General features: G+C 60.7%; 13 protein-coding genes. 11 read left to right on the plus strand and 2 right to left on the minus strand.

The annotated features are described in order from the left end of the window. The first annotated feature begins 199 nt into the window (after positions 1-199). From bioB to DNI29_RS19760, 8 genes are all read left to right on the plus strand, one after another. Positions 200-1,204, plus strand: a complete 1,005-nt coding sequence (gene bioB, locus DNI29_RS19725; protein ID WP_110979999.1) for a biotin synthase BioB — start codon at positions 200-202, stop codon at positions 1,202-1,204. Positions 1,205-1,376: 172 nt separating this feature from the next. After that, positions 1,377-2,519 carry an aminotransferase class I/II-fold pyridoxal phosphate-dependent enzyme gene (locus DNI29_RS19730; protein ID WP_110979863.1) on the plus strand — a complete coding sequence of 381 codons (1,143 nt, stop codon included), beginning with the start codon at positions 1,377-1,379 and terminating at the stop codon, positions 2,517-2,519. Between the two features lie 97 nt (positions 2,520-2,616). Further along, complete coding sequence (locus tag DNI29_RS19735; RefSeq protein WP_123823338.1) at positions 2,617-3,327, plus strand: hypothetical protein; 711 nt, start codon at positions 2,617-2,619, stop codon at positions 3,325-3,327. Positions 3,328-3,432: 105 nt separating this feature from the next. Beyond that, the gene (gene bioD / locus DNI29_RS19740) at positions 3,433-4,053 is read left to right on the plus strand and encodes a dethiobiotin synthase (RefSeq protein WP_110979865.1); all 621 of its coding nucleotides are present in this window, start codon (positions 3,433-3,435) and stop codon (positions 4,051-4,053) included. 100 nt (positions 4,054-4,153) lie between these two features. Then, positions 4,154-5,485 (plus strand): adenosylmethionine--8-amino-7-oxononanoate transaminase, encoded by a 1,332-nt coding sequence (gene bioA / locus DNI29_RS19745; RefSeq protein ID WP_110979866.1) that lies wholly within the window; start codon positions 4,154-4,156, stop codon positions 5,483-5,485. Beyond that, positions 5,478-6,686, plus strand: coding sequence for a beta-ketoacyl synthase N-terminal-like domain-containing protein (locus tag DNI29_RS19750; protein ID WP_110979867.1), 1,209 nt, complete (start codon positions 5,478-5,480; stop codon positions 6,684-6,686). The genes bioA and DNI29_RS19750 overlap by 8 nt, the downstream gene beginning before the upstream one ends. Before the next feature lie 296 nt (positions 6,687-6,982). Further along, complete coding sequence (locus DNI29_RS19755) at positions 6,983-8,344, plus strand: M28 family metallopeptidase (RefSeq protein WP_110979868.1); 1,362 nt, start codon at positions 6,983-6,985, stop codon at positions 8,342-8,344. A gap of 200 nt (positions 8,345-8,544) precedes the next feature. Further along, a complete protein-coding gene (locus DNI29_RS19760; RefSeq protein WP_110979869.1) occupies positions 8,545-9,150 on the plus strand; it encodes a glutathione peroxidase in 606 nt (201 codons plus the stop codon). Positions 9,151-9,318: 168 nt separating this feature from the next. Here DNI29_RS19760 and DNI29_RS19765 read toward each other — a convergent pair whose 3' ends face one another. Next, complete coding sequence (locus DNI29_RS19765) at positions 9,319-9,726, minus strand: spore germination protein GerW family protein (RefSeq protein ID WP_202910539.1); 408 nt, start codon at positions 9,724-9,726, stop codon at positions 9,319-9,321. Positions 9,727-9,965: 239 nt separating this feature from the next. Between DNI29_RS19765 and DNI29_RS24595 the strand changes: the two genes are divergently transcribed. The 3 genes from DNI29_RS24595 (at position 9,966) to lysA (ending at position 12,828) form a co-directional block, all read left to right on the plus strand. Further along, positions 9,966-10,124, plus strand: coding sequence for a hypothetical protein (locus DNI29_RS24595; RefSeq protein ID WP_162303677.1), 159 nt, complete (start codon positions 9,966-9,968; stop codon positions 10,122-10,124). Positions 10,125-10,271: 147 nt separating this feature from the next. Further along, positions 10,272-11,609, plus strand: a complete 1,338-nt coding sequence (locus DNI29_RS19770; protein WP_110979870.1) for an aspartate kinase — start codon at positions 10,272-10,274, stop codon at positions 11,607-11,609. A gap of 76 nt (positions 11,610-11,685) precedes the next feature. Further along, on the plus strand, positions 11,686-12,828 hold the full coding sequence (gene lysA / locus DNI29_RS19775; RefSeq protein ID WP_110979871.1) for a diaminopimelate decarboxylase: 1,143 nt from the start codon (positions 11,686-11,688) through the stop codon (positions 12,826-12,828). Positions 12,829-13,145: 317 nt separating this feature from the next. On the opposite strand, the gene DNI29_RS19780 is transcribed toward lysA, so the two are convergent. Continuing rightward, the gene (locus DNI29_RS19780) at positions 13,146-14,786 is read right to left on the minus strand and encodes an ArnT family glycosyltransferase (protein ID WP_162303678.1); all 1,641 of its coding nucleotides are present in this window, start codon (positions 14,784-14,786) and stop codon (positions 13,146-13,148) included. Positions 14,787-14,813: the final 27 nt, after the last annotated feature.

Genomic DNA, 14,813 nt, shown 5'->3' on the forward strand with positions numbered 1-14,813 from the left:
CCTATCATCACACACACAGCGCTGTAGCACTACAGCCTCAGGAAAGAAGGCAAGAGCAGTACGGCCGCTTCATCTTCCAGAATCTACTTCTCGTGTATCTTGCAGCCCGTCACGTAGCCCCGCGCTGCCGGCGGGCTGCTTTGTTTAGCTGCCACCCCCAACCACAAACCAGAAACTACTTCCTCCCCGCCCCATGATGATGCGTACCGACTGGACTCTCGACGAAGTAAAAGCTATTTATAACCAGCCTGTGCTGGAACTGGTAACTCAGGCCGCGGCCATTCACGCCGAAACCCAGGCTACCGGCGAAGTGCAGGTGTGCACCCTGCTGAGCGTGAAAACCGGCGGCTGCCCCGAAGACTGCGCCTACTGCCCTCAGGCCGCCCGCTACCACACCGGCGTGCAGGCCCACAAGCTGCTCCCTGATGCCGAAGTACTGGCCGCGGCCCAGCGCGCCAAAGACGGCGGCAGCACCCGCTTCTGCATGGGTGCCGCCTGGCGCGAAGTGCGCGACAACCGCGACTTCGACCGGGTGCTGAACATGGTAACCGAGGTCAACAACATTGGGCTGGAAGTGTGCTGCACCCTGGGCATGCTGAACGAGTACCAGGCCGAGCGCCTGAAGGAAGCCGGCCTCTACGCCTACAACCACAACCTGGACACCAGCCGGGAGCATTACGATGACATCATCACGACCCGCACCTACGACGACCGCCTGAACACGCTGGAGCACGTGCGCAAGGCCGGTATTTCGGTGTGCTCGGGCGGTATCATTGGCCTGGGCGAAACCGACGAGGACCGCATTGCCATGCTGCACACCCTGGCTACCCTACCCCAGCACCCCGAGTCGGTGCCGGTGAATGCGCTGGTACCAGTAGAAGGCACGCCCCTGGCCGACCAGCCCCGCGTGAGCGTGTGGGAAATGCTGCGTATGATTGCCACGGCCCGCATCCTGATGCCCCGCACCATGGTGCGCCTCTCGGCCGGCCGCCAGGAAATGCCCGTTACAGAGCAGGCCCTCTGCTTCCTGGCCGGCGCCAACTCCATCTTCTCGGGCGAGAAGCTGCTCACTACCCCCAACCCCGACTTCGACGCCGACAAGCAGATGTTTGCCCTGCTGGGCCTCAAGCCCCGCAAGTCGTTCAAGGATGTACCGGAAGGTGCCGTAGTGCTGGGTAAAGAATCGGCTCCGGTAGTAGCTTAGAAAGATTAAAACTAACTCCCCTCCTCAGATGAGGAGGGGTTGGGGGTGGTTGATGGACGTATGAACGTTTCTAGAGCTAGTAGCTAGCGGCTGTTCAATGAGTGGTCAACCACCCCCAACCCCTCCTCATCTGAGGAGGGGAGCTAGTTTTTAGCTCTCGTGTAGAAGCCATATGCCTACCCCCTCTCCCCTCCACCAGCGCCTCGCCCGTGAGCTAGAGCAGCGCGAAGCCGCCGGCACGCGTCGCCGCCTCACGTTGTTCGCGCCGGGCCTCGTGGACTTCAGCTCCAACGATTATCTGGGTCTGAGCCGCCACCCGGCCGTGCAGCGGGCGTTGCTACTGGCTACGGAAGCTGGGGCGGGTAGCACAGGTTCCCGCCTGCTCACTGGCAACTCAGCGGCAGCCGAAGCGCTGGAAACGCACTTGGCGCAGTTCCACCGGGCCGAGGCAGCCTTGCTGTTCAACTCGGGCTACGCTGCCAACTTGGGCTTCTTCGCCGCCGTGCCCCGCCGCGGCGACACGATTCTCTACGACGAAGCTTCGCATGCCTCTGTAAAAGATGGAATCCGGGGTTCGTTTGCCACGGCCTGGAGCTTCCGCCACAATAACCTAACGGACCTGGAGCGCAAGCTGGCCCGCGCTACCGGAACCGTATTTGTGGCGGTAGAGAGCTTGTATTCCATGGACGGCGACATGGCCCCGCTGGCGGAGCTGGCGGCGTTGTGCCGGGAGCGGGAACTGTATCTGGTGGTGGATGAGGCCCACACCAACGGGCTCTATGGACCCCAGGGCGAAGGCTTGGTAGTAGAGCAGGGGCTGGAAGACGCCGTATTTGCTCGCGTGCTCACGTTCGGGAAGGCTTTGGGCAGCCAGGGTGCCGCCGTGGCTGGCCCGGCCGTGCTCCGCGACTACCTGCTCAATTTCAGTCGGCCCTTCATCTACACCACCGCCCTACCCCCGCACTCCGTCGCAAGCCTCCAGGCTGCCTACGAAGTGCTGCCTAACCTATCAGCGGAGCGGGAGCAGCTTTTTGCGCTTTCTGACTACCTGAAAACCCGCCTGAACGCCGTACCAGGGCTGCGCGTGCCCCTGGAAAGCCACGTTATTCATCCGGTGTTTTTTACCAACGCACCCGGCCCGGCCCGCGTGCGGGAGGTAGCGTCGGCGGCTCAGGCGGCCGGCTTTGATGTTCGGCCTATTGTGGCTCCCACGGTACCGGCCGGCACGGAGCGGCTGCGGCTTATCCTGCATTCCTACAACACGGCGGCGGAAATTGACGGGCTGGCCGCCTTGGCGGCTCGCATCACAGGATAGTAGAACTGCACTGGTTAACAGCCATATTTCTGCATCTCACGGTGTCACTATTGTCCGCGCTGTATGTTTTACATCCCAACTATTTTAGATGCACTATATGAAACCACTTTTTGCTTTTCTATTCTCGGCCCTGACGGCTACTTCTTACGGGCAGCAATTTTCCTACCCCCTGTTGAAAGCCCAAGGGCAACAGACAACTGACTTTGTTCCGCAGGGCTGGCTTATTCACGACAGTGCCGTGGGAGATTTAAATAAAGACGGCCTGCCAGATGCTGCGCTTATACTACAGCACAAAACCCTGGTTACGCAGCTACATGAAGGATCGGAAATTAAAAGTCAACCTCGAATACTGGCTATTCTATTTAAATCAGGCGCGACGGGTGGTTTTGAATTGAAAGAGCAAAGCAACACGTTCATACCGGAAGATCAGGACCTTGAAAACGACGAGGAGGAACTCGATGACCCTTTCCTCCGAATAGAGATTACAAGAGGGCTACTAGAACTAGTCTTTCAGGAATCTTATAAAACCTCGACTAACTACTCAGCGGGCACCGAATACAAATTCCGGTACAACGGCCAAGAGTTTCAATTGATTGGAGCTGATTTTACCCGCATCCATAGAATGGCTTTTGAGCTGGAACAATACAGCTACAACTTCCTGACTAAGAAGCGGATTTACTCCAAAGGCAAGATTGGCGGGAAAACGACCAGCTCCCCCGCAAAGTCGTTTGTGCTGCCGGCACTCAAGACCCTGAAAACCCTGAAAGCCCCCAACGAGTGGGAAATCGAGCCCGACGTTACGCTGTAACGCGGCGGCGGCACCGGAAATCCTCTGCTGAAACTCCTGCATCTTTGCCGCCTTTGCCAGGAACGCCCGCAAGGGCGCTTTTAGAAGTTTAAACGCGCTTGTCTCTTGGAACGACTTTTCATCACCGGCATCGGCACCGATGTCGGCAAAACTGTGGTTTCGGCCATCCTGACCGAGGCTTTGCAGGCCGATTACTGGAAGCCCGTGCAAGCAGGCCTGGAACCCAGCACCGATGCGGGCACCGTCCGCAGCCTTGTATGCAACACCCGCAGCCATTTTTGGCCGGAACGCTACCGCCTGCAACTGCCGGCCTCGCCCCACGCCGCCGCCGCCGCCGAAGGCATCACGCTGCAGCCCCAGGATTTCCAGCTGCCCGAAACCGCCAACCATTTGCTGGTAGAAGGCGCCGGCGGCCTGCTGGTCCCCCTGGCACCCGGCTTCCTGATGGCTGACCTAGCCCAGCAGCTGGACCTGGATGTAGTGGTGGTTTCGCGCAATTACCTGGGTAGCATCAACCACACCCTGCTCACGCTGGAAGCCCTGCAGGCGCGCGGGCTGCGCGTACGCGGCCTCGTGTTTAACGGCGAGCCAACACCCGCCACCGAGGAGTTTATCAGTCAGCATACCGGCGTGCCCCTCCTACCCCGCGTCCTGCCCGAAACCCAGGTCACCCTTGAGGTAGTGAGCCGTTATGCTGCTGAGTTCCGGGAGTGGTTTAGACTGTAAGAATGATCTACCATCGGGGCAGAGACTCGTTTCCCTAAACCTGCTGTCCACGCACCCGGTTGTAGCTTTGCCCCGGCCGATACGTCCGGCCAACCATCCAATGCCCGAACTTACCTCCCTTTCTGAGCGGGACCACGCCGTCGTGTGGCACCCCTATACCCAAATGCAGACTGCCCCGCTGGCTGTGCCCATTGTGCGCGGGGAGGGCAGCTGGCTGATTGCCGAAGACGGCACCCGCTACCTCGACGGTATTTCTTCGTGGTGGGTAAATCTGCACGGCCACGCCCACCCCCACATTGCCCAGCGCGTGAGCGAGCAGCTCCGCACCCTGGAGCACGTGCTGTTTGCCGGCTTCACCCACCCCGCCGCCGTGGAGCTGGCCGAGCAGCTGCTGGAAATTCTGCCCAGCAACCAAGCCCGCGTTTTCTATTCCGACAACGGCTCCACAGCCGTGGAAGTGGCCCTGAAAATGGTGTTGCAATACTTCCACAACCAGGGCCAGCCGGAGCGCCGCACTTTCCTTTGCTTCCGCGACTCCTACCACGGCGACACCTTCGGGGCTATGGCCGTGAGCAGCCGCGGAGCCTTCACCCAGCCCTTCTGGCCCCTGCTCTTCGACGTGGAGTTTATTGATGTGCCCGTGCCGGGTAGGGAAGCCGAGGTGCTGGCTCAACTCGACACGCTGCTGCAGCGCCCCGATATAGCGGGCTTCATCTTCGAGCCTCTGGTGCTGGGCACGGCGGGCATGGTGATGTACTCGCCGGAGGTACTCACGGAAATGCTGCGCCGCTGCCACCAGCGCGGGGTGCTCTGCATTGCCGATGAGGTCATGACGGGCTTTGGGCGCACCGGGCCGCTGTTTGCCAGCAGCCTACTCCAGGAGCAGCCCGACATCATGTGCTTTTCCAAGGGCCTGACCGGTGGCACCCTGGCCATGGGCCTGACCACCTGCGCCGCGCCCATCTACGAGGCTTTCCTGAGCGACGACAAAATGCGGGCTCTCTTCCACGGCCACTCCTACACGGCCAACCCCGTGGCCTGCGCCGCCGCCCTGGCCAGTCTGGAACTCACGCGCACCGACGAATGCAGCCAGCAGCGTCAGCGGATTGAGGCTGCTCACGCGGCTTTCCGCCAGGAAATAGAAGCCCTGCCCGGCATCCGACAGGTGCGCCACCGCGGCACTATTCTGGCCGTGGAGTACGACCCGGGCGAGGGCACCAGCTACTTCAGCCGCCTCCGCGACGCCTTCTACCAACTCGCCATCGACAACCAGATTGTGCTACGTCCCCTTGGCAATGTGGTGTACCTACTACCCCCCTACTGCACCACCAACCAAGAGCTGGAGCTGCTGTACGTGGTGCTGCGCCGCATGCGGGAGGTGGTTCTGAACTTCGAGCCGGCGCCTACCCTACCCGAGTACCTGCATGACTGAGTTACCCCCCGACGAGCTGATTGTTATCCGGGGCTGGGGCCGCGTATCGGCGCTGGGGCTGCTGCCGCTGCCAGCTGATGCTAGCGTGTCGCCGTTTACTAGCCATGCCAGCGGCCGGCCCGTGGCGGCCCTACCCCCCGCCACAGAGGCAACCCTCACGGAGTTGCGCCGCACCCAACCTGCCTACCGCCAGCTCGACCGCACCGTGCTGCTGGGTTTGCTGGCGGCCCGCCAGGCCACCGCGGCAGCCGGCTGGGCTGCTACCCCTGCCACCGCAGCCAACCCTTTGGCCGTGAGCATCGGGAGCAGCCGGGGCGCTACGGGGCGCACGGAGGAGTTTCACGCGGAGTTTCTGACCGAAGGAACCGTGCCTACGGCCGCTTCCCCGCTGACTACCCTCGGCAACGTGGCCAGCTGGGTGGCCTATGATGCGGGCAGCACCGGCGGCGCGGCCCTGAGCCACTCCAGCACCTGTAGCAGCGCGTTTCAGGCCCTGGGCAATGCCACGGCCTGGCTGCGAGCGGGCATGGCTACGCGGTTTCTGGCGGGCGGCACGGAGGCACCCCTCACCGGCTTTACCCTGGCCCAGATGCAGGCCATTGGCATTTACTCGCCGTTTGCAGCCGCCGACTGGCCCTGCCGCCCCGGCGCGGGCAAGCCCTCCACCTTTATATTAGGCGAAGGTGCAGCGGTATTCGCCCTGGAGAAAGTCAGCCGGCAGCAGTTGGCCGCAGAGCAATCAGCCGGGCCGGTGTTCGTGCTGGAAAGCGTGGGGTTTGGCTTCGAGGCCATCGGGAGCAAAACCGGCCTCTCGCCCGATGGGCAGCACTTCCAGCAAGCCATCCGGCAGGCTTTAGCCCAGGCCCGTCTCTCGCCCGCCGAAGTAGATGCCGTGGTGCTGCACAGCCCTGGCACTCCTGCCGGCGACGCAGCCGAACGGGCGGCCTTGCGGGCCGTTTTCGGGGAGGCGCTACCCCCGCTGCTGTCGAACAAATGGCTGATTGGCCATACGTTGGGCGCGTCGGCAGCGCTCAGTCTCGACTTTGCGCTCCACGTACTCGAAACCCAGCAGTGGCCCGCTCCGCCCTTCGCTACAGACATAGCCTCCCAAGCGCCCAGCCGCATCCGTAGGGTACTGGTGAATGCGGCTGGTTTTGGAGGCAATGCGGCCAGTGCGCTTGTGTCGATGCTGGAAGTGTAGTCGGGAGAAACTTTACTCCGGCCTTATCATGCCGAGCATTCTGCGCATCAAGCGGCGACGAAGGACCTCTCCCGTTTCGTCCTCACAATTGAGTTAACTAGAGGTAGAGGTCGTTCACGCTACTCAGGGTGATAAGGCCGGAATAAAGCTTTACAGCCGCCAGGGAAACACTTTGTGTTTCACTGGTCCATAACTTATACCCAGCTAACCCACCGCGGGCCTTACCTTGTGCCGCAACGTGGGGCGACCCTTCCGCGTCTCTTGCCCAATTCCACAACCTGACCCTACCCTTCTTCATGCGCCGTTCCGCTTCGCTGCTGCTTCTTTCCCTCGGGTTTGCTACCCCCATTTTCGCCCAGAACAAGCCCACCGCTACCCCCGATCCGCTCATCACGAAGATGGTGCAGGACATTTCGGAAAAAAACCTGCGCGAGGATATTGATAAGCTCGTGAGCTTCGGCACCCGCCACACCCTGAGCGACACCAAGAGCAAGAAGCGCGGTATTGGGGCGTCCCGCAACTGGGTGGAAAGCGAGTTTCGCAAGTACAGCAAAGCCAGCGGGGGCCGCCTGAAAGTGGAGCAGGATACCTTCACCATCAAGCCCGACGGCCGCCGCATCGACCGGCCGGTGCTGATGGCCAACGTTATGGCCACGCTGCCCGGCACCGACCCCACCGACAAGCGCGTGTTCATCGTGAGCGGACACATCGACTCGCGGGTTTCTGACGTGATGAATGCCACCGCCGACGCGCCCGGCGCCAACGACGACGGCTCGGGCACGGTGGCTGTCATGGAGCTGGCCCGCGTGATGTCGCAGCAGAAATTCCCGGCGACTATCATTTTCGTGGCTGTGCAGGGCGAAGAGCAGGGGCTCTACGGCTCTACTCACCTGGCCAAGCGCGCCAAGAAAGAGGGTTGGAACCTGGTGGCTATGCTCAACAACGACATCATGGGCAACTCCTCGGGCCACGACCCAGAAATAAAGGATGACAAACGCCTGCGCGTGTTCAGCGAAGGGGTACCGGCCACCGAAACCGCCGACGAGGCCCGCGTACGTCGCACGCTTTCTTCGGAGAATGACTCACCCAGCCGCCAGCTGGCCCGCTACACCCGCCTGGCCTGCCAGCAGTACGTACCCGGCCACGAGGTAGTGCTGGAGTACCGCCCCGACCGGTTTCTGCGCGGCGGCGACCACACGCCCTTCAACCAGCAGGGCTTCACGGCAGTGCGCTTCTCGGAAATGAACGAGGACTTCCGCCACCAGCACCAGGACCTGCGCACCGAAAACGGCACTGAGTACGGCGACTATGCCAAGTTCATGGACTTTCCCTACCTGCGCCGCAACACTGGGGTGAACCTCGCTACCCTAGCCTCCCTGGCCCTGGCCCCAGCCGCCCCCGAAAACGTGGGCGTGCTTACGGCCAACCTCACCAACCGCACCGAGCTAAAGTGGGAAGCCCCCAAAGCCGGCGAGAAACCAACCGGCTACTACGTGCTCATGCGCGAAACCAGCGCCCCGGAGTGGCAGCAGAAGTTCTTCGTGACCGACACTAAAGCCGACCTGCCCCACAGCAAAGACAACTACATTTTCGGGGTAGTATCCGTGGATGCCGAGGGTCACGAAAGCCTACCCATCATTCCGAAGCCCGTGCGCTAAAGCATTCGGGCTATCAGGGATTTTACGCCCATTATAACACCGGGTCCGGCTGCGTTTTTCAACGTGCCGGGCCCGGTGCCGTTTAATAGCATTCTGACTTGTTGCGCAACTGTTGTGCTTCAAATCGGTTACTCCGTCGGGTGCGCGGGCGGGCACCGGGCCCAACAATGTACTTTTGACCTTCTCTTAATTCCAAAGCAATGCCTTCTTTTCGTCAGAAACTGCTGAAATTCCTTTACCCACTCATCATGAAGCTCTCGAAGTCGGGCAGCAAGGGTAAGGTGCTCCGGAATGAAAAGCCGACCGTCGCACCCGTACCGTTCTACGACCTCGCCGGCCAGTTGAACTCCGGGCAGCAGTTGAAATTCGACGAGCTGCGCGGCAAGAAAGTGCTGCTCGTGAACACAGCTTCCAACTGCGGCTATACCAACCAGTACGAGGAATTGCAGCAACTTTCGGAGCAGTTTGCCGACCAGCTGGTCGTCCTCGGCTTCCCGGCCAACGACTTCGCGGAGCAGGAAAAGGCTGATGATAAAACCATTGAGCAGTTCTGCCAGGTGAACTTCGGCGTGTCATTTCCCTTGATGAAGAAGAGCGTGGTCGTAAAGAAGGGCGAGCAGAACCCCGTCTACCAGTGGCTCAGCAACGCCCGCCAAAACGGCTGGAACGAGCAGGCCCCCGACTGGAACTTCTCCAAGTACCTCATCAGCGAAGATGGCCGCCTGACCCACTACTTTGGCCCCGCCATTTCCCCACTCAGCGACACCGTTATCAGCACTATCAAAACGCCAGGTCCGAAAAGCTGACGGCGGCGCTTCCCAGTCATTTACTGATAAATAATACCGTCATGTCGAGCTTGTCGAGACATCTCGCGTGCTGATGTTGCCAAAGTAATCAGACGTCAACACGCTAGATGTCTCGACAAGCTCGACATGACTGTTCTTTCTTTTACGGTCCGCACCCCTTAGCGCACCCTACCCCTTCTTGTGTCCCGGATCTGGCTTATCGGCACCGCGCTTCGGGCCTTTGCCCAGGGCACGGGCCAACACCCAGCCCAACGCTACCCCCAGCAGCACATGGCGGGTGCGACTGGCCGAGACAAAGCGGGTTCGTTTGGGCCGGATGTCGAGCACGCCGGCCGGAAAAGCCAGCGCACCGCCCCCGAACCCGCCACCGCTGCCGGCTGCTTCACCTTCGCCCTCACCGGCTTTGGCGGGGCGCTTGCCTACCCCAAAGCCTCCGCCTAACCCATACACTACCCTGGCCACGGGCACAACCGTAGCGTACGGCAGCACAATAGGCTCGCCGAAAACGGTGCGCACTCCGGCATTGCGCATAAACTCATTGGTGAAGGATTGGAGGGATTCCTGGGCAGTTGGCATGGGCAGATCAAGTAATAATCCAGTAAGTAAAGCGCTCAGATGCATCTTGTGCTTTGCTACATACTACGGCATCTGGGCCCATAAGGTAGGATTGAGAGCTGTAGCAAACGGTTTCATGCCGCAACCAGGGGTAGGGCTCTAGGATATATTCAAAAATTCCAGCTCAGCCGTTGGTGTTTTTCCAAGGAACTGCGTACTTGCGGCCGCAAAGCGGGGTAGCCCCCGCGTCCTATCTGCGTATGCAACTCACTACCACCTCATTCGGCACTTCTGCTTCACTGGCTTCGGCTGGGGTGGCAGCCGCGTGGCTGGGGGTGAAGCAGGGCAAACAGGTAGCCTCGCCGCTGTCGGCAGGCCTGCTGATGGTCAAGAAATCGAAGAAACGTAACCCGACCTGACCGTCGCACCTGTTCGTCGTACCTACCTACCACTGAACCTTCAAGCGCCGGTCCTCCCAGGATCGGCGCTTTTTTTTCTCTTTCCTTTCTCCGGCTCGCAACCTGCCGGAGTTTTCTGCGCCACTTATCTCCTGTTTTTCCCTGTTTATGAAAGTTCTCAAGTTTGGTGGCACGTCCGTAGGGTCGCCACAGCGGATGCGCGAAGTAGCCGAGTTGATTCATGCCCCGCACCTGCAGCGCCGCATTGTGGTGCTGTCGGCCATGAGCGGCACTACCAACGCCCTGGTTGAAATTGCTACCCTGCTCTACGCCGCCGATGTTACGGCTGCCACGGCCCGCATTGAGGCTCTGCGCCAGCGCTACCACGAGGTAGCCCGCGAGCTGCTGCCCGGAGAAGGCTTGGCAGAATCAGCTATTGAAGCCCTGAACCAGCATTTCGACGCGGTGTTGGCTCTGACCTCGGCCCCCCTTTCTGCCGATGGGGAGCGGGTGATTTTGGCCCAGGGCGAACTATTGAGCACGCTGCTGGTGCACCGCTACGTAACCCAGGTGCTGGGCCGGCCAGCCGTGCTGCTGCCCGCCCTCGACTTTATGCGCCTGGACGTGGACGAGGAGCCTGACGCGGCCTACATCCGGGAACACCTGGCCTCTACCCTCGCGCCCTACGCCAACCAGCAGCTGTTCATTACGCAGGGCTACATCTGCCGTAGCGCCCAAGGCCACATCGACAACCTCAAGCGCGGCGGCTCCGACTACTCTGCCTCGCTGATTGGAGCGGCCGTAGAGGCTGAGGAAATCCAGATTTGGACCGACATCGACGGCCTGCACAACAACGACCCCCGCATCGTACAGGGCACCTACCCCATTCGGGAGCTGTCGTTTGATGAGGCGGCGGAGCTGGCTTACTTCGGTGCGAAGATTCTGCACCCCAGCTCGGTGCTGCCCGCCCGCCAGCACGGCATTCCAGTACGCCTGCTCAACACCATGCAGCCCGAGGCCCCCGGCACCCTAATTTCGGCCAAAACGGGCTCCGAGGCTATCAAGGCGGTAGCCGCCAAGGACGGCATTACGGCCATCAACGTAAAGTCGAGCCGCATGCTGCTGGCCCATGGTTTCCTGCGCAGCTTGTTCGAGATTTTCGAGCGCTACCGCACCTCCATTGACATGATTACGACCTCGGAAGTAGCCGTGTCGCTGACCATTGACGACGCGACCCGGCTACCCCAGATTCTGGAAGAGCTGCGCCGCTTCGGCACCGTGGAAGTCGATGAAAACCAAACCATTATTTGCCTGGTAGGCAGCCTGGGCCAAGACGCCCACGGCGCGGCTAACCAGGCCTTTGCCGCCCTGCGCGACATTCCGGTGCGCATGATCAGCTACGGCGGCTCACCGAATAACATCAGCATTCTGGTGCATAACAATCACAAAGTAAGTGCCCTACAGGCTCTGAACGCCGGGCTGTTTAATGCAGCTGCTAGCCGGTAGCTGTTGGCTGCTAGCTTTTTCTCGTCCCAACATCAGCTACTAGCCAACCGCTACCAGCTACCAGCTTCACATCTCAATGGCTTTTCAACTTCCGGCGGAGCTTACGCAGCAGCCTACGCCTTTCTATTATTACGACCTGCAGTTGCTGGACCAGACGCTGGCCGCACTGACGGCCGCCGCGCGACCGGGTAATTTTCAGGTGCACTACGCCCTGAAAGCCAACTCTAACCTGCCCATTCTGCAGCGCATTCAGCAGGCTGGCTTTGGAGCCGACTGCGTGAGCGGCGGCGAAGTGCAGCGTGCCCTCGACGCAGGTTTCTCCCCCGACCATGTAGTGTTTGCGGGGGTAGGAAAATCGGATGCGGAAATCAACCGGGCCCTGGCCGCCGACATCTTCTGCTTTAACGCCGAATCGGTGCCGGAGCTGCAGGTGCTCAACGAGTTGGCCGGCGCCCAGGGCCGCAAGGCGCGGGTAGCCCTGCGCATCAACCCCAACGTGGACGCGCACACCCACGCCTACATCACCACCGGCCTCGACGCCAACAAGTTCGGCATCAACCTGGCCGATCTGGCGGGGGTAGTCGATGGTCTGGATGGCCTGCCCCACGTAGAGCTGATTGGTCTGCACGCCCACATCGGCTCCCAGATTACGGAGCTGTCGGCGTTTGCCAACCTGAGCCGCAAGCTCAACGAGCTGCAAACCTGGCTCGAAGACCGGGGCCACCGCCTCCCCCACCTCAATGTGGGTGGCGGCCTGGGCATTGATTATCACCAACCCGATCAAAACCCCATTCCGGACTTTGCGGCGTACTTCGGGATGTTTGAGCAGCACCTGGAGCGGCGGCCAAACCAGCAGGTGCACGTAGAGCTAGGCCGGGCCATAGTGGCCCAGTGCGGCACCCTTATAAGCCGGGTGCTCTACGTGAAAGAAAGCCAGCAAACCCGTTTCGCCATTCTCGACGCGGGCATGACCGAGCTGATCCGGCCGGCTCTGTACGGCAGTTACCACCTAATCCAGAACCTGACCAGCCAGCGCCCGCAATTGACTTACGACATTGTGGGCCCCATCTGCGAGTCGTCGGATACGTTTGGCAAAGCCATTACCCTGCCCGAAACCCAGCGCGGCGACGTAGTGGCTATCCGCTCGGCCGGGGCTTACGGCGAGGTAATGTCCTCGGCTTACAACCTGCGCGAGAAGGCCGAAGCCGTTTATCGGTAGTCATTTACAAGGGTTTGCGCTTGTTTGCTGGGCCGTCCGTTTCCGCCCGTCGGGTAAAAGGTGCCTCCGGCCGGGTAGAACCGGGTATTGGCCAAAACTTTCAGCAGCGTAGGCACTGGCCTTTCTACCTTTGACTCAATAACAAACGGCGCTCGTAGGGTTTATGGAAAGGAAGGCCCTCCGCGTGGTGTGTTGTAGCTGGTGAATGGAGTAGGGTGGATATAAAATAGCTAGCTACAGCCCCGTAGATAAAAGCCGCTACCTCTGGTAGCGGCTTTTCTGTGTTCAGGAGGTAGGGAAAGGCTCTACGTCCCGTTTTACCATAATACCGTCCACTTGCCCAGCTTTTCCTGTTGGGTAAAGTAACGCAACATCCATTGGCGCTCGGGTTTCAGCTCGCCTTTCACCAGGAGCACAGGGTGTTGCAGCAGCAAAGCGCCCAGGGCTGGCTCCTGCTGAGGGTCCTGGAGGTAGAGCAGGTAACGGTGCCAGCTGGTACCAGGCTCAAACTGCGTTTCGCGGTTGAGGTTATGGTTGCCGTCATTCAGGAACACGGGCAGCTGGCCCAGCTCGAAGGCCAGGGACGGCAGCAGTTGGTCGTACACCAGCACCTGGCGGTTGGTCAGCTTCTTATCCCGAATGAGCTCGGCCAGGGGGCGGCTACCGTTGAAGGCCAGCTCGTTCTGCTGCATGATGGGCTTGGCAGAAAGCAGCAGAAACACCGTGAACAGCGTGGTAGCCACCAGCAGGCGCGGGGCAATCCGCACCTGGTTCCAGAGCGTGAGTGTAAGCACCAGCACCACCACTCCGGCCGCGGGCCAGATGGCCGTGAACGGCTTCACCTCAAACCCGAGGTTTACTACTGTCGTCAGGATGGGCAGCAGGCACAGGGCACCCAGCAGAAACCCGTAGAACGCCACGATGCCCACGTACCAGCGGTGCAGGGCAGCTTCGGTGCAGCGGCCCAGGTAGTACACCGTCAGGAGCACTACCCCTGGGAAAATGGGTAGCACGTAGAGCAAGAGCTTGGATTTGGAGAGAGAAAAAAACAGCAGCGGTACCAGCACCCAGAAGATCAGCACATTGCGCCACTCCCGCGGCACCGAGTTCCAGGGCGTGCGCACGGCCCGCGCTACCAGCGCCACGGCCCACGGCAGGCTGGTGGCCGGAGCCAGCACCAGGTAAAACCACCAGGGCTTGGCCCGGTTGAAGGTGGCCGCGTTGGCAAAGCGCTCTACGGTGTGCTCAAACAAAAAATAGCGAAGGAAGGCTGGGTTTTCGGCTATCAGGTACAGATACCAGCTCAGCCCTACCCCTACAAACAGCGCAAAGCCCAGGGCATGATGCAGGGTGAACGGCCGCTTGGTCTGCCCTTGTTTAAAGTAAAAGCCAATTACTACCATCAGCGGCAACACAAAACCTACCGGGCCTTTCGTGAGGAAGGCCAGCCCTAGCCCCAGCCAAAACAGGTACAGCCACCGCACTCCGCCGCCGTGGTAGTAGCGCAGAATGCCGTAGGCGGCGGCTAGCTCCAGGGTAGCCAGGTAGGCATCGGTGGTAACGTTGAGGGCCGAAATAAGCACGACGGGCAGCGTGCCGTAGATAACGGAGGCAGCCAGCGCCCGGGCGCGGTCCTGCTGAAACAGCAGCATCCCTAGCCCATACATCAGCACTACTTGCAGCAGCACGGCCAGCACCGGCAGCAGGCGCACGCCAAACGTATTCTCGCCGAACAACCCCAGCCCCGCTGCGGTAAGCCAATAAGTGAGGGGCGGTTTGTGGAAGTGCTGGATGCCCAACAGCCGCGGGTGCAGCCAATCCTGGCCTGCCAGCATTTCCCGGCCTATTTCAGAGTAGCGTGCCTCACTGCTTTCCAGAGGCCCCCAGCTGCCCAGCTGCCACAAAAAGGCGGCGCCAAGTACCAGAAGAAAAAGCCAGAGCCAGCGGCGGGAGGTCATTGGGAAGGGCATAATCAGAACAGGGTA

The organism is Hymenobacter sediminis, assembly GCF_003231285.1.
Taxonomy (GTDB): domain Bacteria; phylum Bacteroidota; class Bacteroidia; order Cytophagales; family Hymenobacteraceae; genus Hymenobacter; species Hymenobacter sediminis.